This window comes from Amycolatopsis sp. NPDC051045 (assembly GCF_040682955.1).
Classification (GTDB): domain Bacteria; phylum Actinomycetota; class Actinomycetes; order Mycobacteriales; family Pseudonocardiaceae; genus Amycolatopsis.
The window spans coordinates 244,440-269,387 of sequence record NZ_JBFBCC010000015.1; the positions used below are offsets into that span (position 1 = coordinate 244,440).

19 protein-coding genes are annotated in these 24,948 nt (G+C 70.2%); 9 read left to right on the top strand and 10 right to left on the bottom strand.

Annotation, left to right across the window (positions count from 1 at the left end):
* Nucleotides 1-43: 43 nt before the first annotated feature.
* The gene (locus AB0M80_RS31370) at nucleotides 44-1,018 is read right to left on the bottom strand and encodes a substrate-binding domain-containing protein (protein ID WP_364572130.1); all 975 of its coding nucleotides are present in this window, start codon (nucleotides 1,016-1,018) and stop codon (nucleotides 44-46) included.
* Nucleotides 1,019-1,395: 377 nt separating this feature from the next.
* Between AB0M80_RS31370 and AB0M80_RS31375 the strand changes: the two genes are divergently transcribed.
* The gene (locus AB0M80_RS31375) at nucleotides 1,396-2,523 is read left to right on the top strand and encodes a CapA family protein (protein ID WP_364572132.1); all 1,128 of its coding nucleotides are present in this window, start codon (nucleotides 1,396-1,398) and stop codon (nucleotides 2,521-2,523) included.
* Nucleotides 2,524-2,685: 162 nt separating this feature from the next.
* Here AB0M80_RS31375 and AB0M80_RS31380 read toward each other — a convergent pair whose 3' ends face one another.
* The 4 genes from AB0M80_RS31380 to AB0M80_RS31395 are packed head-to-tail and all read right to left on the bottom strand — an operon-like array spanning nucleotide 2,686 to nucleotide 6,681.
* On the bottom strand, nucleotides 2,686-3,705 hold the full coding sequence (locus tag AB0M80_RS31380) for a family 2 encapsulin nanocompartment cargo protein polyprenyl transferase (RefSeq protein ID WP_364572134.1): 1,020 nt from the start codon (nucleotides 3,703-3,705) through the stop codon (nucleotides 2,686-2,688).
* Complete coding sequence (locus AB0M80_RS31385) at nucleotides 3,705-5,093, bottom strand: family 2B encapsulin nanocompartment shell protein (protein ID WP_364572136.1); 1,389 nt, start codon at nucleotides 5,091-5,093, stop codon at nucleotides 3,705-3,707. The genes AB0M80_RS31380 and AB0M80_RS31385 overlap by 1 nt, the downstream gene beginning before the upstream one ends.
* Nucleotides 5,090-5,266 carry a hypothetical protein gene (locus AB0M80_RS31390; RefSeq protein ID WP_364572138.1) on the bottom strand — a complete coding sequence of 59 codons (177 nt, stop codon included), beginning with the start codon at nucleotides 5,264-5,266 and terminating at the stop codon, nucleotides 5,090-5,092. The genes AB0M80_RS31385 and AB0M80_RS31390 overlap by 4 nt, the downstream gene beginning before the upstream one ends.
* Nucleotides 5,266-6,681 carry a family 2B encapsulin nanocompartment shell protein gene (locus AB0M80_RS31395; RefSeq protein ID WP_364572140.1) on the bottom strand — a complete coding sequence of 472 codons (1,416 nt, stop codon included), beginning with the start codon at nucleotides 6,679-6,681 and terminating at the stop codon, nucleotides 5,266-5,268. Before AB0M80_RS31395 ends, AB0M80_RS31390 begins: the two co-directional genes overlap by 1 nt.
* Nucleotides 6,682-7,154: 473 nt before the next feature.
* Between AB0M80_RS31395 and AB0M80_RS31400 the strand changes: the two genes are divergently transcribed.
* Both AB0M80_RS31400 and AB0M80_RS31405 read left to right on the top strand, forming a co-directional pair.
* A complete protein-coding gene (locus tag AB0M80_RS31400; protein ID WP_364572142.1) occupies nucleotides 7,155-7,922 on the top strand; it encodes a hypothetical protein in 768 nt (255 codons plus the stop codon).
* Nucleotides 7,919-9,193, top strand: a complete 1,275-nt coding sequence (locus tag AB0M80_RS31405) for a hypothetical protein (protein WP_364572144.1) — start codon at nucleotides 7,919-7,921, stop codon at nucleotides 9,191-9,193. The genes AB0M80_RS31400 and AB0M80_RS31405 overlap by 4 nt, the downstream gene beginning before the upstream one ends.
* Before the next feature lie 11 nt (nucleotides 9,194-9,204).
* Here AB0M80_RS31405 and AB0M80_RS31410 read toward each other — a convergent pair whose 3' ends face one another.
* Nucleotides 9,205-10,221, bottom strand: a complete 1,017-nt coding sequence (locus AB0M80_RS31410) for an autoinducer 2 ABC transporter substrate-binding protein (protein WP_364572146.1) — start codon at nucleotides 10,219-10,221, stop codon at nucleotides 9,205-9,207.
* Nucleotides 10,222-10,511: 290 nt separating this feature from the next.
* Between AB0M80_RS31410 and AB0M80_RS31415 the strand changes: the two genes are divergently transcribed.
* Nucleotides 10,512-10,967 carry a DUF4396 domain-containing protein gene (locus tag AB0M80_RS31415; RefSeq protein ID WP_364572148.1) on the top strand — a complete coding sequence of 152 codons (456 nt, stop codon included), beginning with the start codon at nucleotides 10,512-10,514 and terminating at the stop codon, nucleotides 10,965-10,967.
* 38 nt (nucleotides 10,968-11,005) lie between these two features.
* On the opposite strand, the gene AB0M80_RS31420 is transcribed toward AB0M80_RS31415, so the two are convergent.
* The 3 genes from AB0M80_RS31420 to AB0M80_RS31430 form a co-directional block, all read right to left on the bottom strand.
* Entirely contained in the window at nucleotides 11,006-12,241 is a 1,236-nt protein-coding gene (locus AB0M80_RS31420; protein ID WP_364572150.1) for a glucuronyl hydrolase, read from the bottom strand.
* Between the two features lie 203 nt (nucleotides 12,242-12,444).
* Entirely contained in the window at nucleotides 12,445-13,671 is a 1,227-nt protein-coding gene (locus AB0M80_RS31425; RefSeq protein ID WP_364572152.1) for a hypothetical protein, read from the bottom strand.
* 87 nt (nucleotides 13,672-13,758) lie between these two features.
* A complete protein-coding gene (locus tag AB0M80_RS31430) occupies nucleotides 13,759-16,692 on the bottom strand; it encodes a BTAD domain-containing putative transcriptional regulator (RefSeq protein ID WP_364572154.1) in 2,934 nt (977 codons plus the stop codon).
* Between the two features lie 111 nt (nucleotides 16,693-16,803).
* On the opposite strand from AB0M80_RS31430, the gene AB0M80_RS31435 reads away from it, so the two are divergent.
* From AB0M80_RS31435 to AB0M80_RS31450, 4 genes are all read left to right on the top strand, one after another.
* Entirely contained in the window at nucleotides 16,804-17,460 is a 657-nt protein-coding gene (locus AB0M80_RS31435) for a hypothetical protein (protein WP_364572156.1), read from the top strand.
* A gap of 29 nt (nucleotides 17,461-17,489) precedes the next feature.
* Complete coding sequence (locus tag AB0M80_RS31440) at nucleotides 17,490-19,061, top strand: alkaline phosphatase D family protein (RefSeq protein ID WP_364572158.1); 1,572 nt, start codon at nucleotides 17,490-17,492, stop codon at nucleotides 19,059-19,061.
* A gap of 16 nt (nucleotides 19,062-19,077) precedes the next feature.
* Entirely contained in the window at nucleotides 19,078-19,704 is a 627-nt protein-coding gene (locus AB0M80_RS31445) for a TetR family transcriptional regulator (RefSeq protein WP_364572160.1), read from the top strand.
* 234 nt (nucleotides 19,705-19,938) lie between these two features.
* Nucleotides 19,939-21,420, top strand: a complete 1,482-nt coding sequence (locus AB0M80_RS31450; protein WP_364572162.1) for a glycosyl hydrolase family 28 protein — start codon at nucleotides 19,939-19,941, stop codon at nucleotides 21,418-21,420.
* Between the two features lie 122 nt (nucleotides 21,421-21,542).
* Here AB0M80_RS31450 and AB0M80_RS31455 read toward each other — a convergent pair whose 3' ends face one another.
* Nucleotides 21,543-22,730, bottom strand: a complete 1,188-nt coding sequence (locus AB0M80_RS31455) for a glycoside hydrolase family 88 protein (RefSeq protein ID WP_364572164.1) — start codon at nucleotides 22,728-22,730, stop codon at nucleotides 21,543-21,545.
* 352 nt (nucleotides 22,731-23,082) lie between these two features.
* Between AB0M80_RS31455 and AB0M80_RS31460 the strand changes: the two genes are divergently transcribed.
* Nucleotides 23,083-24,855, top strand: coding sequence for an alpha-L-fucosidase (locus tag AB0M80_RS31460; RefSeq protein WP_364572166.1), 1,773 nt, complete (start codon nucleotides 23,083-23,085; stop codon nucleotides 24,853-24,855).
* Nucleotides 24,856-24,948: the final 93 nt, after the last annotated feature.

The window sequence follows — 24,948 nt, forward strand, 5'->3', positions numbered from 1 at the left end:
CACCCGGCACCTTCCCGGGAAAGTGCCGGGTGCGGGGAAGCGGTCAGGTGCAGTTGACGCCGGCCTGCTTGTAGTTGTCCTTGTTGACGATCGTGGTCTTGGCGATCGTCTCCGCGGGCAGGTCCTTGCCGTTCTTCACCTTGTCGACCAGCACCTGGATCGCCGAGCGGCCGACCTCGGCGCCGGAGATGTAGAGCGCGGCCTTGTTGCCGGTGTCCTTGCCCGCGGCCCAGTCCTTGCAGTCGAGGTAGGCGCCGAGCCCGACGCCGATGATGTTGGCCGGCTGCACGCCGGAGTTGGCCAGCGCGGTCACGACGCCGGTCTCGTTCTCGTCGTTGCAGCCCCAGACCACCCAGTGCTTGACGCCCGGGTTGGAGCCGATCACCGCGCCGGACCGGTTCTGCGCGTCGACGGGAGAGTTGTCGGTGCCGACGTCGATCACCGGGACGTCCGCGCCGGCGGCCTTCGCGAACGCGGCCTTCGAGGCGTTGACGCGGTCGGTGCAGACGGTGAGGTCCTGCTTGTAGGCGCTGATGATCTTCGTGTCGGCGGCGGTCCAGTTCGCGGCCTTGAACAGCTTCCCGGCCTCGGTGCCGACCGAGTCGCCCATCTGGCTGCCGTTGAAGCCGACGAACGGGGCCTTCGCGCCGGTGCCGTCCTTGATGACGTCGTCGGAGGCGATCAGCGGGATGCCCGCGCTCTTGGCCTTGTCGATCACCTGCGGGCCGATCGCCTGGTCCGGGACGACGATCGCGACGCCGTTGGCGCCTTGGGCGACCGCGGCGTCCAGTTCGGTGATCGCCTTGTTGGCGTCCTGGCCGAGGTTGACCACCTTGAGCTCGACACCGAGCTCCTTCGCCTTCTCCTGCGCCCCCTGCGCCTGCTCGACGAAGTACTGCTGGTCGCCCTGTTTCTGCAGGTAGTAGAGGGTGATCTTGCCGTTCGCCGGCGCCTGCTGCTGTGGTGCCGCGGTGTCTTTCCCGGAGGAGCAGGAGGCGAGCAGGACGCCGGAAATCAAACAACAACCAACAACGCTCCAGGTCCGGAACCTGTGCGGGTATGTGGACATCGAAAGCTCCCATGGGGGCCGAGGTCGAGTGGGTCGGGGCGGGTAGCGCGAAGTGACTTGTATTACAAAACACCCGTTCGAGGGACGTCAAGGCGCTTCCGCCCGGCAGTTAGCGGAGTGAGACCTACTCTCCGTGACATCGTGCGCACGCCAGTCTTGCTAATTTTCGTATTTTTCCGCTGCTGTCCTGCGCGTTGACCGGTTTTGTCTGGTGACAATGTTCTGATCGGTGTTGTCGACTGTGGTGCGGTTCGTCGATGACTGGGATGCCGTCCGTGCCGGATTCGCCCGGCTGGCAGGATGGCTGGACCACGTTAGGGGGACCGATGACGAAGCACCGCGTCGCCGCGCTCGCCGGGGTCGCCGTCCTGGCGGCCGCTTGCAGTGGCCCGCCGCAGCAGCAGGGGCCGGCGCCGACACCCTTTCCCGAGGCGGCCCCGTCGAGCGCGGCCGCCCCCGACGGGTCGTTCACCGTCGTCGCCACCGGCGACGTCCTGATCCACCCGGCCCTGACGGAGCAGGCCGAGGCCGACGGCGGCGGCAAGTTCGACTACCGCCCGCTGCTGGCCGGGATCCGGCCGCTGATCTCCGGCGCCGACCTCGGGATCTGCCACCTGGAGACGCCGCTGGCGCCGGAAGGCGGGCCGTACAGCGGCTACCCGTCGTTCAGCGCGCCGCCGGAAATCGCCGACGCGATCAAGGACACCGGCTACGACACCTGCTCGACGTCGTCCAACCACACGATCGACCAGGGCGCCGAGGGCGTCACCCGCACCTTGGCGAAGCTCGACGACATCGGCGTCAAGCACACCGGCTCGGCGCGGTCGGCTGCCGAAGCCGCGAAACCGCTGATCCTCGACGTCCACGGCGTCAAGGTCGCCCAGTTGTCATACGCGTTCGGCTTCAACGGCATCAAGGTGCCGGCCGGAAAGCCGTGGCTGGCCAACCAGATCGACGTCGAGGACGTCCTCGCCGCGGCGCGCAAGGCGAAGCAGGCCGGGGCGCAGGTCGTCATCGCGAGCCTGCACTGGGGCGTCGAGTACCAGCACGACCCGACGGCGGAGCAGCGCAGTCAGGCGAAGAAGCTCCTGGCGTCGGACGACATCGACCTGATCGTCGGCCACCACGCCCACGTCGTCCAGCCGTTCGAGAAGATCGGCGGCAAGTGGGTGGCCTACGGGCTGGGCAACAGCGTCGCCCGCCACTCCGACCCCCGCGGCGACACCGAAGAAGGCGCCGCGGCCCGGTTCCGCTTCGTCCGCGACGGCGACCGCTGGAAAGTCGACAAGGCCGAGTACATCCCGACCCTGATCAAGCTGGACGCCCCCATCCGACTGGTCGACTTGTCGACATCCCCGAAGTCCGCCGAGGTCACCAAGGCCCTCCAGGACACGGACAAGAACATCCTGAGCCTCGACGCAGACAAGTCCGGCCTCACCCGCCCCGGCGGGTAACGGACGACACGCGTACCTGGATGGACGACACGCGTACCTGGATGGACGACACGCGTACCTGGATGGACGACACGACGGGCACGTGCCCGGCCCGGTGTGTCGTCCATCTGCGTACGCGTGTTGTCCACCGGGGTACGCGTGTCGTCCGTTCCGGTACGGGGGTCAGTGGGTGCGGGTGGTGATCAGGCGGGCCAGGGCTGTCAGTTCCGCGCTTGCGCGGCAGGGCGGGCCGGCCGCGGCGAGGTCGCGCAATGCCTTGGCCAGCAATGCCTCCGCCTGGGCTTGGCTCCACTGGCGGCCGCCCGCGGTCTCCACGAGGGCAGCCGCGCGGGCCAGCTCGGTCTGGTCCAGGGGCTCGGGCCGGGCGTAGAGCGTGGCGAGGTCCGCGCCGGCGGGCGTGCCCGAGCACAGGGCCATCACCACCGGCAGCGACTTCTTGCGGTTCTGGAGGTCCGAGTACACCGGCTTGCCGGTGACGGCCGGGTCGCCCCAGATGCCGAGCAGGTCGTCGATGTGCTGGAAGGCCAGCCCCGCCGCCCGGCCGAACGCGCCGAAGCGGTCCGCGTCGCCCTGCCCGGACGCCGCCCCCAGCGTGCACGCCGCGCCCAGCAGGGCGGCCGTCTTGCCCTCCGCCATCCGCACGCACTCGGTGGGGGTGACGTCGTCGCGCTGCTCGAAGTCCAGGTCCGCGGCCTGGCCCTCGAGCAGGGCCAGCACCGCGGCCGACAGCCGCCGCGCGGCCGGCACCCCGCTCGGCGCGAGCACCTCGAACGCCAGGCTCAGCAACGCGTCCCCGGCCAGCACCGCCGGCCCGGTGCCGAACACCGTCCACGCCGTCGCGCGGTGCCGCCGGGTGGTGTCGCCGTCCATGACGTCGTCGTGCAGCAGCGAGAAGTTGTGCACCAGCTCGATCGCGACGGCCGCGGGGACGGCGTCGGCGGGGTCACCGCCCGCGGCTTCGGCGCACAGCAGCACCAAAGCCGGCCGCAGCGCCTTGCCGCCGTCCTCGGCCGCCGGCCGCCCCTGGGCGTCCTGCCAGCCGAAGTGGTAGGCGGCGATCCGCCGCATCGCCTCCGGCAGCCGCCCGGCCGCCGTGCGCAGCGCGGGGTCGACGATCCCCTTGCTCCACGCGAGGACGTCGGCGAGCGGACGGGCCGCGGTGCGCGTGTTCATGGTGGTCATCAGCGGCCGACCTGGACGTCGTCGAGCACGCCGAGGGCGTCGGGCACCAGGACGGCGGCGGAGTGGTACGCGCTGACCAGGTACGAAGTCACCGCGCGGTCGTCGGTGCCCAGGAACCGGACGTTCAGCCCGGGCCGGTACTCGTCGGGCAGGGACTTCGGACGCAGCCCGATCACGCCGGCGTCGTCTTCGCCCGTCCGCAGGGCCAGGATCGACGTCGAGCCCGCCTCGCTCACCGGGATCTTGTCGCAGGGCAGGATCGGCACACCGCGCCAGGCGGTGACGCGCTTCCCTTCGAGGACGGTGGTGTCGGGGTACACCCGGCGGGCGGTGCACTCCCGGCCGAACGCCGCGATCGCCCGCGGGTGGGCGAGGAAGAAGCGGGTCTTGCGGCGGCGGCTGAGCAAGTCGTCCAGGTCCAGCGGCGTCGGCGGACCGGTGCGGGTGGTGAGCCGGTGTTTGAGGTCGGCGTTGTGCAGCAGCCCGAAGTCCGTGTTGTTGACGAGGTCGTGTTCCTGCCGCTCCCGCAGGGCTTCCACGGTCAGCCGCAGCTGCTGCTCGAGCTGGTTCATCGGCTGGTTGTAGAGGTCGGCGACGCGGTTGTGCACCCGCAGCACCGTCTGCGCGACGGCCAGGTCGTATTCGCGCGGCGAAGGGTCGTAGTCGACGTAGGTGCCGGGCAGGATCGGCTCCCCGTCGTGGCCGGCGGTGAGCTCGATGGCGGCTTCACCCCTGGCGTTCTGCGGTTGCCGCGGCCGCGACAGGACTTCCGCGACGTGGGTGCGGAGAGCTTCGGAGCGGCCGTTGAGGCGCGCGTACGCCGCGGCGGGCAGCACCAGCGCGATGACGCGGGTCGCCGCCCGTGCGGTGAACGCCCAGGTGCCGGTGTCGCGGCCGAGGAGCTCTTCGCCGAAGTGGTCGCCGTCGGTGGCGGTGCCGAGGTGGACTTCGTCGCCGTACTCGCCGGTGCCGTGGCGGGTGACCTTGCCGTGGGCGATGAGCACGAGCATGTCCCGCGGCGTGCCGGCGGTGAAGAGCGTCGCGCCGGGTTCGTATTCGCGTTGTTCGAAGGCGTCGGCCAACGCGCTCAGCGCCGGTTCGTCGCCGAAGTCGCGGAGCAGGGCCAGTTCGGTGAGCTCGGCGGGCACCACCTGGACGCGGGCGCCGGTGTTGTAGAAGCTGACCTTGCCGTCGCCCACGGTGTAGGTCAGGCGCCGGTTGACCCGGTAGCTGCCGGCGGGGACGTCGACCCAGGGCAGCTGGGAGAGCAGCCAGCGGGTGGTGATGCCGCGCATCTGCGGCAGCGACTTGGTCGTCGTGGTCAGCGTCCGCGCCGCGCGGACGCTCAGCGACAGCTGCAGCGACGTCGTTTCTTCGGTGACTGTCAAGGTTTCACGCGCCCATCGGGTTCGGGTGCTTCCGGAGTGCGGGCGCCCGCGGGCTTCGGCACCACCCGGGCGGCGGCCGTGCCCAGCCCGGTCGGCCCGAAGGCCGACGCGGGCAGGGCGGGCGGACGGCCGGGCGCGTCCGGTTTGCGGGGCGGGGTGACCGGCTCGGGCACTACCCCTCCCGGCCGATCTCGGCGCTTTCCAGCACGGCGAGGGCGTCGGGCACCAGCACCGCGGCGGAGTAGTAAGCGGAGACGAGGTAGGAGATGATGGCCTGCTCGCTGATGCCCATGAACCGCACGTTCAGCCCCGGCTGGTACTCGTCGGGCAGCCCGGTCTGGTGCAGCCCGACCACGCCTTGGGCCTCTTCGCCGGTGCGCATGAGCAGGATCGAGCTGGTGCGGGTCTCGGTGACGGGGATCTTGTTGCACGGCAGGATCGGCACCCCGCGCCAGGCGGGCACCTGGTGCCCGCCGAGGTCGACGCTGCCGGGGTAGACGCCGGCCTTGGTGCATTCGCGGCCGAACGCGGCGATCGTCTTGGGGTGGGCGAGGAAGTACCCCGGGTCCTTCCAGACCAGGGTGAGCAGCTCGTCGAAGTCGTCCGGGGTCGGCGGGCCGGTGCGGGTGGGGATGCGCTGGGCGAAGTCGGCGTTGTGCAGCAGCCCGAAGTCGGTGTTGTTGATGAGCTCGTGTTCCTGCCGCTCCCGCAGGGCCTCCACGGTCAGCCGCAGCTGCTGCTCGATCTGGTTCATCGGCTGGTTGTAGAGGTCGGCGACCCGCGAGTGGACCCGCAGCACCGTCTGCGCCACGGACAGCTCGTACTCGCGCGGCCGGGCCTCGTAGTCGACGAACGTGCCCGGCAGCACCGGTTCCCCGTCGTGCCCCGACGCCAGGGCGATCTCGGCCTCGCCGTGGTCGTTGCTGGCCGACGCGCCCTGCCCCAGGTAGCCGTCGAGGTGCACCTGCAGGGCTGCCGACCGGGCCAGGACGTCTTCGAACGCCTGGCGCGGCAGCGAAAGCACGGTGCACGCCGTGACGGCCTTGGCGGTGAACTCCCAGATCCCGTCCCCGCGGACCAGCACGGTCTCCCCGAAGTGGTCCCCGTCGGCGAGGGTGCCCAGGACGACCTGGTCGCCGTAGGCGCCAAGACCGATCTTGCTGATCTTGCCGTGGGCGAGCAGGAACACCTGGTCGGCCTGGCTGCCGAACTCGACGAGCGCGTCCCCCGGCGCGTACTCGTGCTGGGTGAACCGGTCCGCCAGTTCGGTGAGGACCTCCTCGTCGCCGAACCCGCGCAGCGGCGCCAGTTCGCCCAGCTCCGGCGGGATGACCCGGACCTGGGCACCGGTCGTGGTGAACGTGACCCGGCCGTCCCCGACCGCGTAGGACAGGCGGCGGTTGACGCGGTAGGCGCCGCCGGAGACCTCCACCCACGGCAGCAGCTTCAGCAGCCACCGCGAGGAGATGCCCTGCATCTGCGGGACGGACTTCGTCGTCGTCGCCAGCGTGCGGGCCGCCGCCCGGCTCAGGCTCGACGGCGCCTGCTCACCCGCGTTCACGGAATCCACCGGGTCGGTGACAGTCACAGCGAGAACCACCCAATCATTCGCGTTCGGCACGTACCCGCGCCAGCGGGAACGCCGGTCATGCCCTGCTATTTGCTGATATGCGCACGGTTTCGTGGCGCCGCGAAATCAACATAGCAACCGGATCCGGCGGCACAATGACACGATCGGGTCACCGGGATAACCGCCGGCTCGTTGCTTGATCGTTTTCGGATGATGTTCGAAGTGCGTGGTCACCGCCTGTTCCCGGGCGTCACTCGGTCGTGAGAATCTCGGCCGCCGAGGCGGTCCGTGATGGCCGTCGGGTGGGTCGAAGTCGGCTGTGGCGCGCGGAAAATGCGCCGAACCGGCGACCGCCGCGGTCCTGGTACGACCACTCGGATGAATTCCGCCCTTTCTGTTGTCCGCCGGGAAATGGATGACTAACTTGGGCGGTCCCGGTCGTGGAATGCGCCGGGTGGTGCTTCCCGCACTTCGCGGGCGAAAGGGTGCGGATGAACATCTTCGTGGCCGGCAGTCTCTGGGTGGCCGGCGCGGCCTGCGTCGGTGGCGTGATCGCCTACCTGGTCCGCCGGTTCGGCCGGGACGACGAGGGCAGGCCCGGCAACAACGACGCGGCGGGCCAGGTGTTCACCATCGTCGGCGGGCTGCACGCGGTCCTGATGGCCTTCGTGCTCATCTCGCTGTACGACTCGGTGAGCACCGTGAGCCAGAACGCGCAGACCGAGGCCGACAGCCTGGTCGCGGCCACCTGGGCGGCCGACGCGCTGCCGGAGGAAGCGAAGGACCGGGTGCACCGGCTCGCGTCGGCCTACGCGCGGACGGTCGAGGAGCAGGAGTGGCCGCGCCTGGCCGACGGCGGCGACGTGCCCGCCACGGGCGCGACCCAGCTGGACCAGATGCGCCGGGCGGTGGCGGAGGCGGCGGCCGACGGCGACTGGCAGCTGGACCGCAAGACCGAGGCGAGCGACCAGCTCTGGTCGGTCTACCAGGCCCGGCAGCAGCGGCTGAGCCACTCCGGCGCCGGCGGGGTCGGCGCGGTCGTCTGGTTCGCGCTGATCCTCGGCAGCCTGATCACCGCGATCCTGCTGCCCAACCTGTTCGGTGGCACCCGGCTGGCCGCGCACGTCGTCATCGTGTCCACCCTGGCCGGGACGATCACGTTGCTGATGTTCGCGATCTACCAGCTCCAGAACCCGTTCAGCGGCGGGGTGAGCGTGCTGCCCGACGCGTTCAGTTCGGCGCTGGCCAGGCTGGCTTGACCGGCGCGCGAGCCCGCTGGGCGGCGGTGCTCGGCGTGGCCGCGGCGGTTTCGGCGCTGCTGGCGGCGACGGGCTGGCTCGCGCCCCCGGCGTCCCGCCCGGAGGTGGCGAAGGAGCCGGCCGGCTGCACGATCCTGCAGGCGGAGAACGAACACGCCGGCGCACCGACGACGTTGCGGCTGCTCTCGCTGCCCGGCGGGGTCACGAAGCGCGTGACCCGCGCCGGGTACTGGATCAACGCGATGGGCTACTCCGCCGGGCAGGACGTCGTCTACGGCGTCGCCGACGGCACCCGCGCCGGCCGGTACCACGGCGCGCACGCGGTGCGGATCGATTCCGCCGGCGCGGTCACCGACCTGGGCGTGATCGGCCGGGCCGGCGCGCACCACCCCGTGTGGAGCCCGGTCACCGGCGCCACCGCGGGCGCGATCGACCGCGACCGCTGGTACGTGCGGCAGGGCAGTGATCTGTACACAGTGGACATCGAGCCGACGAGCGCGGACTACCTGCGGGTGGTGCACCGGACGGCGCTGCGGCCGGTGTCGCTCGCCGTCGGCGTCGACGACTTCGCCTTCGACCCGGCGGACGGGCTGCTCTACGGCGTCTCGGCGACTTCGCGCGGCGGCAGTTCGGTGGTCACGGTCGACCCGGCGAGCGGGAAGGTCGCGGTGGTGCCCGGGCTCCGGTTCCCCGACGGCGGCGCGTACGGGTCGGTGGTGCTCGCGCCCGGCGCCGTCTACGCCACGGCCAACCACGACGGGCGGCAGCGCAGCGTCATCTACCGCCTCCCGCGCGACGGCTCGGGCCCGGCCGTCGAGGTCGCGACGGGACCGCCACTGGTGAGCGGCGACGCGGCCGGGTGCTACGCCGAGGCGCCGCCGCCACCGTCGTCACCGCAACCCTCATCGACACCGCCGCCTCCACCCTCGTCGCCGGTTCCGTCCACACCGCCGGCCACGCAGTCGCCGGAGCCGTCCGAGCCGCCGCCCCCGCCGCGGCCGCCGCCGGTGGAGCAGCCGGTCATCCCGCCCGCGGTGCCGTCACCGGCGCCGGCGGCGGCACTCCCGCCGTCGCCGGTCCCCACACCCATGCCCCCGGCCCCCGCGCCGCCGACGCCGGCCTCGCACCGGGCACTCCCGGCGAAGAAGGCCGAGCCGGTGGCCAAGGACACCGGACGGCGGACCGAGGAGAAGCGCCGCTGGGGACTGACGGCCCTGCTCCTCGTGCTCGGCGGGGGTGCGGCGGTCGGCCACGTGCGCCGGCACCGGTGACGCCCGGTGCGTCAGTACTTGAACTGGTCGACGTTGTCGGCGGTGATGAGCAGTGGATCGCCCAGCAGGACGGTCTTCGTCGCGGCGTCGTACTTCACCGACGGCAGCTCCAGGCTCACCTTGTTGACCGGGCTCAGCGGCTTGCCGTCAGCGACCTGCTTCGCCGTCCACGCGGTCAGGTAGCCCAGCGACTCGACGTTCCACAGCACCGACTGCGAGCACGAGCCGTCGAGCAGGTACGGCTTGATGGCCTGCGGCGTGCCGACGCCGACGGTGAACACCTGACCGATCCTCTGCTGGTCGCCCACGGCCTTCGCGACACCGGGCGCGGAGGTCGTGCACTCGCCGATCAGCCCGGTCAGGCCGGGGTGGCGGGCCATGAGTTCCTTGGCGAGGGTCGTCGCGGTGTCCTCGTCCTCGCCCGCGTACACGGTCTCGACGAGCTCGGCCTTCGGGTAGTGCGCGGACGCGTACTCCTTTTGGACCGCGATCCACGTGTTGAGGTTCGCCGCGGCCGGGCCGCAGGAGACGATCGCGTACTGGCCGGCGCCCCCGGTCTTCGCCATCAGCGCGTTGACGAGCGCGGTGCCGATGCCCTGCGCGCTGGCCTGGTTGACGAACACCTCGCGCTGCGTGCCCGGCGCGTCGGTGTCCGAGGTGAGCACGTGGATGCCCTTCGCCCTGGCCTCGGCGATCACGCCCGCGAGCGCGGCCGGGTCGTTGGGCGCCACGACGATGACGTCGACCTTCTTCGCGATCAGGTCACGCAGGATCGTCACCTGGTCGGCCGGGTCGACGGTCGACGGCCCGGTCGTGTGCCACGCCACGCCGAGCTGCTTCGCCGCGTCGAGGCCGCCGGTGTTCATCGCCTCGAAGTACGGGATGCCGCGGACCTTGGGCACGAATTCGATCCGGGTCGGCGACGGCGCGGGAGCGCCGCTCGGCTGGCCCGAGCAGCCTCCGAGCGTGAGCGCCGCGACCAGCGGCACCGTCGCGACCAGCCGGAAGGTCTTCGTCGGCCCTCGCATCCCCACCCATTCCTCAGTACTTTCGGTCGGTCTGCGCATGGTGGAGACCAAGGGCGAACGTAGAGCTCCGAGTAACTGTGGTCAACGGGATGTGCGCAAAGGGTTACGGAAGTGAGTTCTCTTCCGGGGGACGCCGGCGGAAGATCCCCTGGTTGGCCCGGTCGGCTACGATGCGTGATGATCTGATGTCTATCCGTGTTCACTCGCTGTCGCAGCAGTACTCCGGCCGCGTGCCGAGGTGTGACGTGTAGAACGTGCGGCTTGTACCCCCGGGGGGTATAGTTGCCGGTATGAGCGAACAGTACGGGGCTTCGTGGGCGACAGCGATCCAGGCGACTCTGCACTGCCTGACCGGCTGTGCCATCGGTGAGGTGCTCGGCATGGTGCTGGGCACGGCGTTCGGCCTGCACAACGCGGCGACCGTGGTCCTGTCGATCGCACTGGCCTTCGTCTTCGGCTACGGCCTGACCATGCGGGGCGTGCTGAAGGCGGGGCTGGGCGCGGCGGCGGCGTTCAAGGTCGCGCTGGCCGCGGACACCGTGTCGATCGCCGTCATGGAACTGATCGACAACACCGTGGTCGTGGCGATTCCCGGCGCGATGGACGCCGGGTTGGCGAGCGTGCTCTTCTGGCTGGCTCTGGCGCTTTCGCTGGTGGTCGCGTTCGTCGTCACCGTGCCGGTGAACAAGTGGATGATCGGGCGGGGGCTCGGCCACGCCAAGGTGCACGCGCACCACCACCACTGAAAGCGCGTCCGGGGAGGTGGCGGCCTCCCCGGGCGCCGCTACACGCTCGAAAGGTCGATCGCGCGGTCGGCCTTGCGCCGGTCGAGCACCCGCAGGATGCCTTCCAGCAGGTAGTAGTCGGCGTAGGGGAGCGACACCTCGACGCCGTCCTCGGCCGGCCGGTTGCGGGTGCAGCGCGCGACGCTCGCCTCCGCCCGGGTGGACTTCGTGGTCAGGCACGTCCGGGAAACCGCGGTCAGGATCCGCAGCGCGCTTTCCCGGTAGTGCGGGCGGTGCGTGAGCTCCGCGAGGTCCAGCAGGCCGCACGCCATGATCACGCCCGCGGAGGCGTCCTTGACGTCGTTCGGGGCCTGGGGAGCCAGGTAGTCCCACACCGGCACGTGGTCGGGCGTCAGCCGGGACAGCGCGAAGTCCGCGAGCCGCCGGGCCGTGGTGAGGAACTCCGCGTCCCCGGTGCGCCGGTGGATCGTCGTGAACCCGTAGACGCCCCACGCCTGCCCGCGCGACCAGCACGACGTGGGGCTGTAGCCCTGCACCGTGTTCGGCCCGATCGGCGCGCCCGTGACCGGGTCGAAGTCGAACACGTGCGGTGTCGACCCGTCGGGGCGCAGGAAGTTCTTCTGTGCCGTCTTCGCGTGCGCGACGGCGATTTCGAGGTACTGCGGGTCCTGGGTCTGCGCACTGGCGAACGCGAGCAGGTCGAGGTTCATCATCGTGTCCATGATGACGCGGCCGGCGTTGTTCGGGTCGCCGAGCGCACCCCAGGCGCGGATGAACCCGCCCGCCGGGTTGTAGCGCTTGATCAGTGACGACGCGGCCTGCACCGCGCCCGCCTTCCACTTCTCGTCGCCGGTGAGCCGCCAGGCGGTCACCCACGAGGGGTAGAAGAGGAACCCGAGGTCGTGCGTGCCCGTGTCGTTCCGGCGCGGCGCGAGTTTCTCGGCGGACGCCAGTGCGAGGGTCTTGAATTGTTCCTCTCCGCTGTGCAGCCAGGCCAGCCACAACTGGCCGGGCCAGAACCCGCCGACCCAGTCGCCATTTTGCGAATAGGTCCATTTCTCGAACTTCGTGCCGACCGGAAACGCGGTGACACCGGGGGCCACCGCGCGGAGCTTGGCTACTGCGTAATCGGCCGCTTGGCGGAGCGTCCGGGTGACCGATGCCTGGTCGGCGCCATCAGGGGTGGCCGCGGAAGCGGCCGTGGAGGTGCTGGCGCTCGCTGCCACCGCGGCGCCGGCCGCGGTGGTCAGCAGGGTTCTCCGGGTAATGCTCACAGGTGCCCGCCATTCCGTGAGGGGAAAGTGCCCGGAATTTTTGCACGATCGGCCTGCGCTTGTACACCCGGCGGACATCTGTTCATGCTTGTGAATTGTGTGCCGGTGAGCGGAATGGTCCGGAAATGGGCGAAGGCCCGGCGGGGGACACCGGGCCTTCGCTGTTATCGCGGGGGTGAGGGCAGTCAACCACGCGACGATTCTCAGCAGTGCGGGGCGACCGGCTGGTCGGAACCCGTCTGCAGGTAGGTGTCCGACACGTAGTGCCCGGGGCCGATCCGGTCCCAGATGTTGCTGGTGCCGAACTTGCCGGTGACGGTGTCACCCTCGACGTAGCACTCGATGTTCACCTTGGCGTAGTTCGCCGCGAGGCCCTTGACGGCGGCCGTGGTGCTCGCGCTCGCCCGGACGTTCATCGGGTCGCCGGCCGTGCTGACGACACCGGTCGGGCCGGAGCCGGTCCACAGGTAGGTGACGTTCACGTTGCCGTTGTCGGACATGCCGAGCCCGTCCCAGAAGACGCCGTCGGCGAGGTCGATGCCGGCCGGGTTCTGCACCTTGTAGCCGAGGCCGCTCTTGCCGCCGTTGTAGCCGTTGGTGTACGCGGCATACGCCTCGGGCTGGCCCTGCGGCAGGTCCTTGAACTTGGTCCGCACCGACGACGGGTTCCAGTAGTCGTCCTGCTCGTTCCACGGGCCGACGTCCCACACCGGCGCGTACTCGCACTTGCTGCCGTCGGTGCGGCAGACGCGGACGGAGTAGTCGCCGGTGCCCTTGGGGGCGGTCGCCTTGCCGGACGGCAGCGCGACGAAGTGGTCGCGGCTGGTGATGATGTGGCCGTTGGCGGTCCGCCCGCCGATCAGGCCTTCCCGGGTGCCGTAGACCCGGTAGGTCAGTTCGGTCCCGGCGGTCAGGGCGTTGACCTGCGGGGCGCTGTCGGCGCTGAGCGCGACGCTCTTGACCGAGGGCCGCACGCCGTCGGTGGCGCTGCGCAAGCTGATCCGCACCTGCACCGACTTGACGGTGCTCTTCAGCGCGGTGCCCGCGGGCGTCCACTCGGTCCAGTCGTTCACGCCGGTCCGGCCGCGGACGTCGACGTCGACCGAAGTGCCCTTGGGGGTATCGGCGGTCAGTTCCGCGCTGACGCGGTTCGCCGCGGAGCCCAGCTGGTGCTCGGCGGTGATGAGGTTGCCCTCGCTGCCGGAGAACACCTGAGCGGTTCTGTGCCACGCGGCGTCGGTCAGCGTCAGCGTTCCACCGGCGCCGGTGACGTTGACGTCATCGGCGTCCACAGTGGACAAATCGGCGGTCCAGCCGGTGTTGGCGGACGGCGCCGTCGCGGCCTGGGCGGGGGCTCCGGCCAGCGCCGTCACCGCCCCGGCGGCCAAAACCGCCGCGGTCACGCGGCCGGCCTTCATGTTCCGGATCATCCCCGGTTCTCCTCTCGCACTCGTTCACTTGAACGTGGCGAAAGACTGACGGGACGGCGTACATGATCCGTACAAGCAGATTGTGCGTCAGGCCGACGCGATGTGCGGTCGTCGCGCCACGACGGCCGGCGGTTCCTTCGACGGCGCCGACAGCTCGTGCCAGATCGCCAGCGCGCGCTCCGAGTAGTCGCGGGACCGCTCCGGTTGCGAAAGGGCCCGGTGCAGTTCGCCCAGCAGCTGCGACACCTCCGCCTCCGACCGGCGGTCGCCGTTGCGGCGGTGCACCGCCAGCGAGTTCACCAGCAGCAGCTGCGCGTGCGCGAAGTCGCCGCTGTGCAGGCACAGCTCGCCGAGGTTCTGGTTCGCGTAGCCGACGCAGTGGTCGTCGCCCAGGTCGGTGAAGATCGCGATCGCCCGGTCGACGTGCTCGCGGGCCGCGGCCAGGTGGCCCTGGTGCTGGAACAGCAGACCCAGCCGCTTGAGCGCGTGCGCCTCGCGGTGGCGGTCGCCGATCGACGCCGACAGCTCCAGCGCGTCGGTGATCCAGCGCTTCGCCGCCGCGTAACAGCCGCGCGACATCCACACCGCACCGGCACCGAGCCGCGCCACCGCCTCGCCGTTCGGGTCGTCGGCTTCCGCGAACAGCTTCAGCGCCTCGTGGCAGTGGTCGAGGGCGAGGTCGTCCTCGCCCTCGATGCGGAGGATCGTCGAGAGCCCGGTCAGCGCGACGCCGACCCCCTGGGCGTCACCGACGGTCTCGAACAGCTTCCTCGACTCCTCGAACGCCACCCGCGCCTCGGCGTACTCGTCCTGGTAGAGCAGGTACTGCCCGAGGTTGCGCTGGACGATCGCCTCGGCCCGCACCGAGCCGGTCCGGCGGGCCGCCGCGAGGGCGACGAGGTGGGTGCTGTGCCAGTCGTCCTGCGGGCCGCGCAGGTCGAAGTACGGCGTCAGCGCCGAAGCCAGCTGCCAGGACAGGTCGTCGAAACCCTGCTGGGCGGCCAGCGAAACCGCCGCGACGGTGGTGTGCCGCTCGGCGGCGAACCACGCGGCCGGGTCGTCGGGCAGCACGCCTTCGGGCACCGCCGGGCGCGGCAGCTCGTCGTCGCAGTACATGCCGAAGAAGTGCAGCGGCATCCGGCGCGCCGCCTCGAGCGCGAGCCCCAGATAGCCCTCCAGCACTCGCCGCAGGCCGGCCCGGGTCTTCGCCGCGTCACTGCGCTCGGCGAGCTCCACCGCGTACACGCGCAGGAGGTCGTGGAGGCGGTAGCGCGGCTGCCCGGCCGAATCGGAGCCGACGAGCTCGACGAGGTGACCGTCGACCAGCACGTCGAGCACGTCGTCGGCGTCGCGGCGGCCCAGCACGGCCGCGACCGCCCACGCCGGGAACTGGACCGGCCCGAGCAGCCCCAGCCCGCGGAAGGCGGTGGCCGCCGACATCGGCAGCAGGTCGTAGGACAGGGTCACGCTCGCGCGGACGGCGAGGTCGCCGACGCGCAGCTCGTCGAGCCGGCGGTGCTCGTCGCCCAGCCGGTCGGCCAGCAGCCGCAGCGTCCAGCCCGGCCGGTGCGTGAGCTTCGCGCCGGCCACCCGGATCGCCAGGGGCAGGTGCCCGCACCGGCTCAGGATCGCCGCGGCGCTCTCCGGCTCGGCGGCCACCCGCTCGGTGCCGACGATGCCCTCCAGCAGCCGCGCGGCCTCGGCCTCGGGCAGCAGGTCGACGTCCACCGGCTTCGCGCCGCCGAGTCCCGGCAGCCGGATCCGGCTGGTGATCAGCACCGCGCAGGCCCCGGCACCGGGCAGCAACGGCCGCACCTGGGCCTCGCTGCCGGCGTCGTCGAGCACCACGCACATCCGCCGTCCGGCCAGCCGCGACCGCAGCAGCGCCGACCGCTCGGCCAGCTCGCGCGGCAGGCCGGCGTCGGGGATGCCCAGCGTGCGCAGCAGTTCGGCGAGCACGCTCATCGGCGGTCGCGGCGACGACGACGTGCCGGCCAGGTCGACGTGCAGCTGACCGTCCGGGAACTCGTCGCGGACCGCGTGCGCGACCCGGACGGCGACCGCCGACTTGCCGACGCCGGGCGCGCCCGACAGCACGACCACGGCGGGTGTGCCGGAGTCCGCGCGCTCCTGCAGCAGGGCGACGACGTCGTGGATCAGCGCGTCGCGGCCGGTGAAGTCCGGCAGGTCCAGGGGCAGCTGGCAGACCGGGGCGACGTCGGCGGGGCGCGGGGCGAGGACGTTGTCCGGCACGCACGTCGCGCGCAGCTCGCGCAGCCGGGCGCCCGGCTCGGCGTCGAGCTCCTCGCGCAGGACGCGCTCGGCCGACTCGAACGCCTCGATCGCTTCCCCGGTCCGGCCCGCGGCGCGCAGCGCGACGATCAGCTGCGCCCAGAGTTCTTCGCGCAGCGGGTGCTCGGTGACCAGCCCGCGCAGCTCGGCGACGGCCTCGCCGCAGCGGCCGAGGCCGATCCGCGCCCGCAGGCGCTGTTCCTGCACGGAAAGCCGCAGTTCGGCGAGGCGGGCGACGGTCGCGCCCCAGCTGTGGTCGTGGGGGAGGCCTTCGAGGACTTCGCCGCGCCACAGCGCGTCGGCCCGGTCGAGGAGTTTGAGCGCGCTCTCGGCCTCACCGCCGTCGAGCGCTTCCTGCGCTTCACCGGCCAAAGCGGCGAAGGCGAGGTGGTCCAGTTCGTCCGGCGACGCCGTCAGGAGATAGCCGGAGGCCCGGCTGCTGATCCGCTCGCCGAGACCGGGGTCGATCTCGGCGAACCGCCTTCGCAGCGAATGGACGTACGTGCGGATGTTCGCCGCGGCCGACCGCGGCGCCGCCTGTGGCCACAGCACTTCCACCAGCACGTCGGTCGACACGACGACGTTCGGCTGCAGGGCCAGCGCGGCCAGCAGCAGCCGGGGCTTCGGCCCGCCGAGGGCGATCACCCGCCCGGCGGCGGTGACCTCCAGCGGCCCGAGGACGCGGATGGAAAGCGAGGTGGTCTCAACCTGCCCGATGAGTTCCCCCATAACCGGATGCTAGGGCTCCGCCGGGCGCAGCGGATAGATCCATTCGTAGTGTCTGTGCGCACACGTGCGGCTTTGTACGAGATGTGTACAGCGGGGCGCCACGCTGCCGCCATGAAGCGTTTGAACCTCCGGCGTATCGCCGGCTTAGGGGTGATCCTGGCCGCCGTCGGCACACTCGTGGTCGGCGGCGCGCTCGAGGCGTCGGCCGCGGCGACCGGCACCGTCAAGACCGCGGGTGACCCGCTCAACGTCCGCCGGGCGCCCACCGCGAGCGCCACAGCCGTCAAGACCGTCGCCAACGGCGCGGCGGTGACCATCGACTGTCAGATCAACGGCACGTCGGTGACCGGGACCTACGGCACGAGCACGCTCTGGGACTACGTGCCCGCGCTCGGCGGGTACATCTCGGACACCTACGTCTTCACCAACTCCGACACGCGAATCGCGCCGGACTGCGGCGTCGGCTCGGGCAGCGGCCAGTGCGCCGACGCCTGCGCGGGCGAAGCGCAGTACCGCGCGTCCGACTCCCACTTCCTGGTCTACGACATGAATTCCGACGGCTACTCCGCCGTGGTCGCCTACTGGCTCAAGGGCGGCGCCGGGCCGTTCTACGTCTGGAACTCCGGCGGCGAGGGCACGAAGGTCGACAAGGCCGTCTCGGTCCCGCACGGCACCTGGGTCTTCTACAAGGTGTGCGTCGCCAACTACACGACCGCCAAGCCGGACCTGAAGTCCTGCAGCGACGGCATCACCGACTACGCGGCCTGACCGCGTCCACCACGAGAAAGGGCTTTCCCATGGGTCAGGTAAACCGGCGCAAGGTGCTGCTCGGCGGGCTCGCCGCGGTCACCGCCACCGCGGCTTCGGCGGCGCTGCCGTCGTGGGCGAACGCCCGCACCACGGCCGCCGCTCCCCCCATCCGCGATCCTTTCCAGCTCGGCATCGCCTCCGGCGATCCGCTTCCCGACAGCGTGGTGCTGTGGACGAGACTCGCCCCCTCGCCGCTCAACCCGGACGGCTTCGGCGGCATGCCGGACGCCACCTACGCGGTCGACTGGGAGATCGCGAACGACGAGGCGTTCAGCTCGGTCGTGCAGCGCGGCTCGGTGAGCGCCGTCAGCGCGTCCGGCCACAGCGTCCACATCGAACCGACCGGGCTGCAGCCGGCCCGCGAGTACTTCTACCGGTTCAAGAGCTCCGGCTACATCTCGCCGGTCGGCCGGACGCGCACCGCGCCCGCCGCCGGTGCCGCGGTCAACCAGCTCAAGTACTGCTTCAGCTCCTGCCAGCACTGGGAGGAGGGCTACTACCACGCGTACAAGGGCATCGTGGCCGATGACCCGGACCTGGTGCTGTTCCTCGGCGACTACATCTACGAGAAGAAGTCGGGCCGCGCCGCGCAGGACCGCAACCCGCGCAGCCTGGCCTTCACCGAGGACGTCACCACGCTCGCGCAGTACCGCGCCCGCCACGCCCAGCACAAGACCGACGCCGACCTGCAGGCCGCGCACGCGATCGCGCCCTGGATCGTGGTGTTCGACGACCACGAGGTCATGAACAACTGGAACGGCACCACTTCGCCGGCCCCGGCCGCACGCAAGGCCGCCGGCTTCCAGGCCTTCTACGAGAACACCCCGATCCGGTCGACGGCCAAGCCCAACGGCGCGTCGATCCAGCTGTACCGGCAGCTGATGTGGGGCAACCTGGCCCGGTTCCACATGCTCGACACGCGCCAGTACCGCAGTGCCCAGGTGCCCGACCCCGCCGGCGACGCCGGCCCGGCCTGCGCCGACATGCGCAGCACCTCGCGCACCATCCTCGGCGCCACGGAGGAAGCCTGGCTGCTCAAGCAGTTCGAGTCGCACCCGGCGACGTGGGACTTCCTCGGCCAGCAGGTCTTCTTCGCCACGCGGGACGCCGACGGCAACAAGGCCACCTGCGAGAGCAACGACTCCTGGCAGGGCTACGAAGTCTCCCGCAACCGGATCCAGCAGGGCTGGGTCGACCGCAAGGTCGCCAACCCGGTGGTGCTGACCGGCGACGTCCACCGGCACTGGGCCGCCGACCTGCGGCTGGACTACTTCAACCACAGCTCCCCGGTCATCGGCTCCGAGCTGGTCACGACGTCGGTCACGAGCAACAGCGACAACGCCTCGCCGCCCGATGCGGCCTGGAACGCGAACAACCCGCACGTCAAGTACTGCAAGGGCGAGCGCGGCTACGTCCGCGTCACGACCACGCCGTCGCAAATGCGGGCGGACTTCATGACGACGTCCGACACCAGCGTCTACGACCCGGCGTCGGTGGTGATCAAGAACGACCGCAGCTACGTGGTGCAGGCGGGCAAGCCGGGCCTCCAGCAGGTCTGAAGCTACGCTGCGTGACGTGACCGATGAACCGGGCCTGCGGGAGCGCAAGAAGCTCCGCACGCGGGCGGCGATCTCGACGGCGGCGATCGAGCTCTTCCTGGAGCGCGGGTTCGACGCCGTCGGGGTCGCCGAGGTGGCGCGGGTGGCCGAGGTGTCCAAGCGGACGCTCTTCGCCTACTTCCCGACCAAGGAAGACCTCGTGCTGCACCGGTTCGCCGACCACGAGACCGACGCGGCGGACGTCGTCCGCGCCCGCCGGCCGGACCAGGGTCCCCTGGCCGCGTTGCGGGAGGCGTTCGTGCGGGGTCTCGAGCAGCGGGAGCCGGTGACCGGGCTGTGCGATCTCCCCGCGGTCGTCGCGGTGTTCCAGCTGGTCACCGGCACGCCGGCGCTGGTCGCGCGGCTGGCGGAGTTCCTCGGCGCCGGGGAGGCGGCGCTGGCCGCCGCGCTCGCCGAGGCCGGTGTTCCCGCACCGGACGCGAGCTTGGCCGCGGCGCAGATCGCCGCGGTCCGGCGGACGCTGGCCACGGCGAACATGGCCGCGGTCTCGGCCGGCGTTCCGGCGCGGCAGCGTCTTCCGGAGGCCGTCGCGGCGGCCGAACGGGCGTTCACGCTGCTGTCGTCCGGAGTAGGGTTTCCGTGACCGGCGCCGATCATGCCGTTTTTCCTGGCCCGGACCAGGAAAACGCATGGTGGTCGCGGGCCGGGCGAAGGCAGACTGCCGGAATCCCGAAAGGACGCCGGGGTACCCGCGCCCTACTGGGGGTGGCGCGGGTACCCCGAGCCCGGCGATCTTGACACTCCCTTCGCGACGCTCGTAATCTGGGTGTTCCGCCGTCATGCCGAATTTCCGATTCCATGACAAGGCGGTCGTGCAGTGAAAAGATCTTTGCTGATCAGCTTGGCGGTGGCCGGGCTGGTGGTGGCCGGGGCCGGGATTTCCACCGCCGCGCCCGGCGGCGTTTACGACGTGCGGGACTACGGCGCCAAGGGAAACGGGTCGGCCAACGAGTCCGCCGCCATCGACAAGGCGATCACCGCGGCCAACGCGGCGGGTGGCGGCACCGTCCGGTTCGCTTCCGGCACCTACAAGTCGGCGAACACCGTCCACCTCAAGAGCAACGTGACGATCCAGCTCGACGCGGGCGCGACGATCACCGGGTCGAGTGCGGACACCTACGACAAACCCGAGCCGAACCAGTGGGACGACTACCAGGACTACGGGCACAGCCACTTCCACAACGCGATGTTCTACGGCGACAAGCTGACGAACATCGGCTTCACCGGCGCCGGCACGATCGACGGCGGCGGCAACCTCATCACCGGCAACCCGGACTCCGGCGAGGCCGACAAGATCCTGTCCCTCACCCGGTGTGACGGGCTGACGCTGTCCGGCGTCAAACTGCGCCGCGGCGGGCACTTCGCGGCGCTGATCAACGGCTGCAAGAACGTCGTTTCGGACCACCTGACCATCGACACGGCGAGCGACCGCGACGGCTGGAACATCATCAGCACGACCAACGTCACGATCACCGGAGTGAACATCGCGGCCAACGACGACGCCCTGGTGTTCAAGAGCGACTACGCGCTCGGCGCGAAACTGCCGAACGGGAACGTGACCGTGACGGGCGCGAAACTGTCGGCGGTCTGCTGCAACGCGCTGATGTTCGGTTCCGAGACCTGCGGCGACTTCACCGGCTACCGGTTCTCGGGCATCACGATCACCGGCGCGCACAAATCGGGCATCGGCATCGTGTCGATGGACGGCGCGAAGATTTCCGACGTCCACTACCGCGACATCACGATGTCCGGGACGTATTCGCCGATCATGATGAAGATCGGCACGCGGAAGCGGTGCGGGAACGACCCCGGCGTCGGTTCGATCAGCGGGATCACGTTCGACAACGTCACCGGCACGCACACCGGCAGCAACTTCAGCCCCACGATCTGGGGCGCGGACAGCGGCCACCGGGTCTCCGACGTCACGTTCACCGGGGTGAAGCTGTCGGTGCCCGGCGGCAACGGCACCATGGGCACGGGCGTGCCGAGCAACACCGCGACGGACTACAACCCGAAGAGCATCGGCACCCGCCCGTCGTACGGCTGGTACCTGCACTACGCGGCGGGCATCCGCTTCGTGAACAGCTCGGTGGAGTTCGCCAAGGACGACGGCCGCCCGGCGAGCATCGTCAACAACAGCTCGGACATCACCTTCGACCACTTCACGGCGGAGAAGGGCACGAAGAGCCCGTTCGACGTCGGCTTCCAGTCGGTGACGGGCTACTGCGTCAAGGACTCGGCCACAACGTCGGGCTCCGCCCTCCGCATCACCACCACCGGTTCCACCTCAACCTGCTGACGTTCCCGTATCTCGTGTGATTGAAGCGAGTTCCGTGCTCAATCACGCGAGATCCGGTTTTCCGCACGTGACGAAGGGGCCCCGGCCGGTCGGCCGGGGCCCCTTCTGCGGCGTGACAGGGGTCAGTGCGTGTACTGCTCGTTCATGATCAGGAACGCGCCGAGGCCGTGGAAGTCGTTGGTCTTGCGGGCTCGGCCGTAGTAGTAGGCCAGGTCGCCGACGTTGGTGCCTTCGCCGATGTCCGTGATGTTCGTCAGGCCGTCGGAACCCAGCGACACCTTCTTCAGCACACCGGCATAACCGCGATCCGCCACCGCCTGGTAGGACGCCGGCAGGTAGCCGTGCTCGACGCCGCGGGCCATCGTGAACGTGTACATCGACGACGCCGACGTCTCCAACCAGTTCTTCGGGTCACCGCCGCGGTCGACCACCTGGTACCACCGGCCGGTCGACGCGTCCTGGTACCGCTGGTAACCGGCGGCCAGGAACCGGACGACGTCGATCAGCGCGGCCCGCCGCGGGTGGCCGGCCGGCAGCACCTCGAGGATGTCGATGGTCGCCATGCCGAACCAGCCGATCGCCCGCGCCCAGTGGTACTTCGAGTGGTGCCCGGAGCCGGAGGCCCACGACTCGGAGCCGTCCTCGTCGTAGGCGTGGTACAGCAAGCCCTTCGCCGGTTCGCGCAGGTGGCTGAAGTACACGACGATGTTCTTCGCCGCTTCTTCGAAGCAGTACGCGGCGTCGTCGAAGGCCGCGCCGTAGAGGGCCAGGAACGGCTGGGCCATGTAGACGCCGTCGCCCCACAGCTGGCCGACCTTGCTCGTGGCGTGGAACATGCCGCCGTCGGACGTCCGGGGGTAGGACGGGAACCGCTTGCGCAGCTGGTCGGCCGCCGTTTTGTACTTCTTGCGGCCGGTTTCCGCGTACAGCAGCGGCAGCATCTGGCACGAGCGCATCGAATCGAGGTTGGTGAAGCTGTTCGAGATGCCGCTGTCGGTGATGAAACGGTCGTACCACGCGATGATGTAGTCGAGGTACTTCTTCTCGCCGGTGCGCTTGTAGAAGAGGTACTGGCCGTAGAGGTACAGCCCCAGGGTGTAGCCCCAGCCGCCGATCTTGTCCGGCGTGTAGCGCTTCATCGTCGAGTCGATCACGGCCCGGGACCAGTCCGGCGGCGGCGCCGCGCCGCCGATCGGGGGGAGCTGGTCCGCCGCACGTGCGAGGGGGCCCGCCGCGGCGAGGGCGCCCACGGCGCCGAGGGTGCCGGCCAGGACCGCACGCCGGGTCGGGCGAAGGGGATGTTCGGACATGCGTCGTCCCTTTCGTGCACTGGCCCCGCGACGCGGTGAAAGGGTGGCCGGGATGCCGATCCGCCGTCCGTCGGCATCCCGACCAGCTCTGGGGGGCGCGGCGTGCTGCCCGTGTCGCCGGAGCGATGGTCTGGAGAGCGAAAGCGCTCTCGGGGAGAACATCTACTCGCCTCCCGGAAGGCGAGTCAAGAGAGATCGGATCTCTTAAGTCATATATCAGATATTTAACCCGAATGGCGGCAAGTTTCCTGTACCGGCCAGCGAAACTCGACGGAAAGGTCGGATCTAAGCCTTGACCGTGTCTCCGCGGCAGGAGTACACCACCGGGTGGACCAGACCACTGGAGGTCGTCATGGCAGACAGGTTCCTCCGCCGGGCGCTCGTCGCGTGCGCGGCGATGCTGGCGGTGTCCGGGCTCATCGCCGCGCCGGCTTCGGCCGATCTGCAGAAACCCTCCCAGCAGTGGCTGCGCGACAGCCAAGCGGGACTGTTCCTGCACTGGGGCATGCGCACATCACCCGGCTACACCAGTTGCAGCGCTTGGGAGAAGGCGATCACCGACGGCGGGTGGAATCCCGCCTACTGGGTCACCGAAGCCGAGAAGCTGCACGCGTCGTACCTCGTGCTCGCCTCCTTCCACAGCCGCCTCGGCTACTCGCGGGCCTGGCCGTCGAAGATTCCGGGCAGCTGCACCACCAAGCGGGACTTCCTCGGCGAGCTGATCGCGGCGGCGAAAGCCCGGGGCCTCAAGGTCATCCTCTACATGACCAACGACGCCCAGTGGCACGACGAGGGCGGGCACGAGTGGCTCGACTCCGCCGGCTACTCGAAGTACAAGGGCAAGACCGTGAACCTCGACAGCCAGGACGGTTTCGGCCAGTTCGGCTACGACAACTTCTTCGAGGTCATGAAGAACTACCCCGGCCTCGGCGGCTTCTGGATCGACAACGACAACGCGTACTGGGAGTCGCACGACCTCTACGAGCAGATTTACCAGCAGCGCCCGGACTACCTGCTGAGCAACAACAACGAAGACACGCCGATCATGGACACGATCAGCAACGAGCAGAAGACCGGCATGACGCCGTCGTACGACTACCCGCAGGCGACGTACACGGCGATGCCCCGGCTCACCGAGGCGTGCTTCAAGCTGCCCGACACCGGCGCGTGGTGGTACGGCGGGTCGAACTCGGCGGTGAACAAGATGCTCAACATCGGCCGGTTCATCACGAACTCGGGCTCGTCGATCAAGTCGCTGATGGCCGAGACGGCGATGGTGAACGGGAAGTTCCCGTCGAACCAGGAGGCGTTCAACAACTTCGCGAAGACCTACCTGGACGCGATCCGGGAGTCCCTCGGCGGCACCGAAGGCGCCGGGTACCTGTACGGCGGCATGCAGCCGGGCTTCTGGAACGACGGCGCGCACGGCGTCATCACCATCAAGGGAGAAACGCAGTACGTGCACGTCCTGACCAAGCCGTCGACGTCGACGCTGAAGATCCGCGACAACGGCTACCGCGTCCGCCGGGTCACGAACCTCCGCACCGGCGCGGCGATCGCCTTCGGTCAGGGCGGCGGCAGCCTGACGCTGACCGGACTGTCCGGCTGGGACACCTACGACACGGTGTTCAAGGTCGGGACGGCGGGCCGCACCGGAACCTACGACCCGAAGACCGTGACGCTCAAGGCGAGCGCCTCGGCCAGTGGCCACAGTGGACAGTCCGCGAGCGACGGCAGCTACCTCACCTACTTCGACAACAACAAGACGTTGCCGGTCGACCTCGACTACGACCTCGGGGCGGCGAAGAAGGTGCAGTACCTCGCGCTCAACCAGCGGGAGGACTCGGTCAGCTACGCCCGGTCGGACTCCGAGCAGTCCGCGCGCATCAAGGCGTACCAGGTGTTCGTGTCGAGCGACGGAAAGAACTGGGGCAGTGCGGTGAAATCCGGGACGTTGCCGAGCCACCGCGGCGTCCAGTTCGTCGACCTGTCCGCGGTGACGGCCCGGTACGTACGGCTCCGGGCGACGAGCACGTACGCGGCATCGAGCGACAGTTCGCGCTACAAGCGGCTGCGGATCGACGAAACCTGGGTGGGTTCGGACTACGCGACCGCGGCGGGCTGAGCGGGCGGGCCGCCCAGCCGCCCCCGACGCGGCTGGGCCGCCGAGCGCAAAGCGCTGCTGGAACTCGTTGCGCGTGAAGGGATCCCGGACGAC

Bases quoted from the DNA above. Each gene is read 5' to 3' on its own strand.
- AB0M80_RS31375 (WP_364572132.1), top strand. From the start codon at position 1,396: ATGACGAAGCACCGCGTCGCCGCGCTCGCCGGGGTCGCCGTCCTGGCG.
- AB0M80_RS31380 (WP_364572134.1), bottom strand. From the start codon at position 3,705: ATGACCACCATGAACACGCGCACCGCGGCCCGTCCGCTCGCCGACGTC.
- AB0M80_RS31400 (WP_364572142.1), top strand. From the start codon at position 7,155: ATGAACATCTTCGTGGCCGGCAGTCTCTGGGTGGCCGGCGCGGCCTGC.
- AB0M80_RS31410 (WP_364572146.1), bottom strand. From the start codon at position 10,221: ATGCGAGGGCCGACGAAGACCTTCCGGCTGGTCGCGACGGTGCCGCTG.
- AB0M80_RS31415 (WP_364572148.1), top strand. From the start codon at position 10,512: ATGAGCGAACAGTACGGGGCTTCGTGGGCGACAGCGATCCAGGCGACT.
- AB0M80_RS31425 (WP_364572152.1), bottom strand. From the start codon at position 13,671: ATGATCCGGAACATGAAGGCCGGCCGCGTGACCGCGGCGGTTTTGGCC.
- AB0M80_RS31430 (WP_364572154.1), bottom strand. From the start codon at position 16,692: ATGGGGGAACTCATCGGGCAGGTTGAGACCACCTCGCTTTCCATCCGC.
- AB0M80_RS31435 (WP_364572156.1), top strand. From the start codon at position 16,804: ATGAAGCGTTTGAACCTCCGGCGTATCGCCGGCTTAGGGGTGATCCTG.
- AB0M80_RS31440 (WP_364572158.1), top strand. From the start codon at position 17,490: ATGGGTCAGGTAAACCGGCGCAAGGTGCTGCTCGGCGGGCTCGCCGCG.
- AB0M80_RS31455 (WP_364572164.1), bottom strand. From the start codon at position 22,730: ATGTCCGAACATCCCCTTCGCCCGACCCGGCGTGCGGTCCTGGCCGGC.
- AB0M80_RS31460 (WP_364572166.1), top strand. From the start codon at position 23,083: ATGGCAGACAGGTTCCTCCGCCGGGCGCTCGTCGCGTGCGCGGCGATG.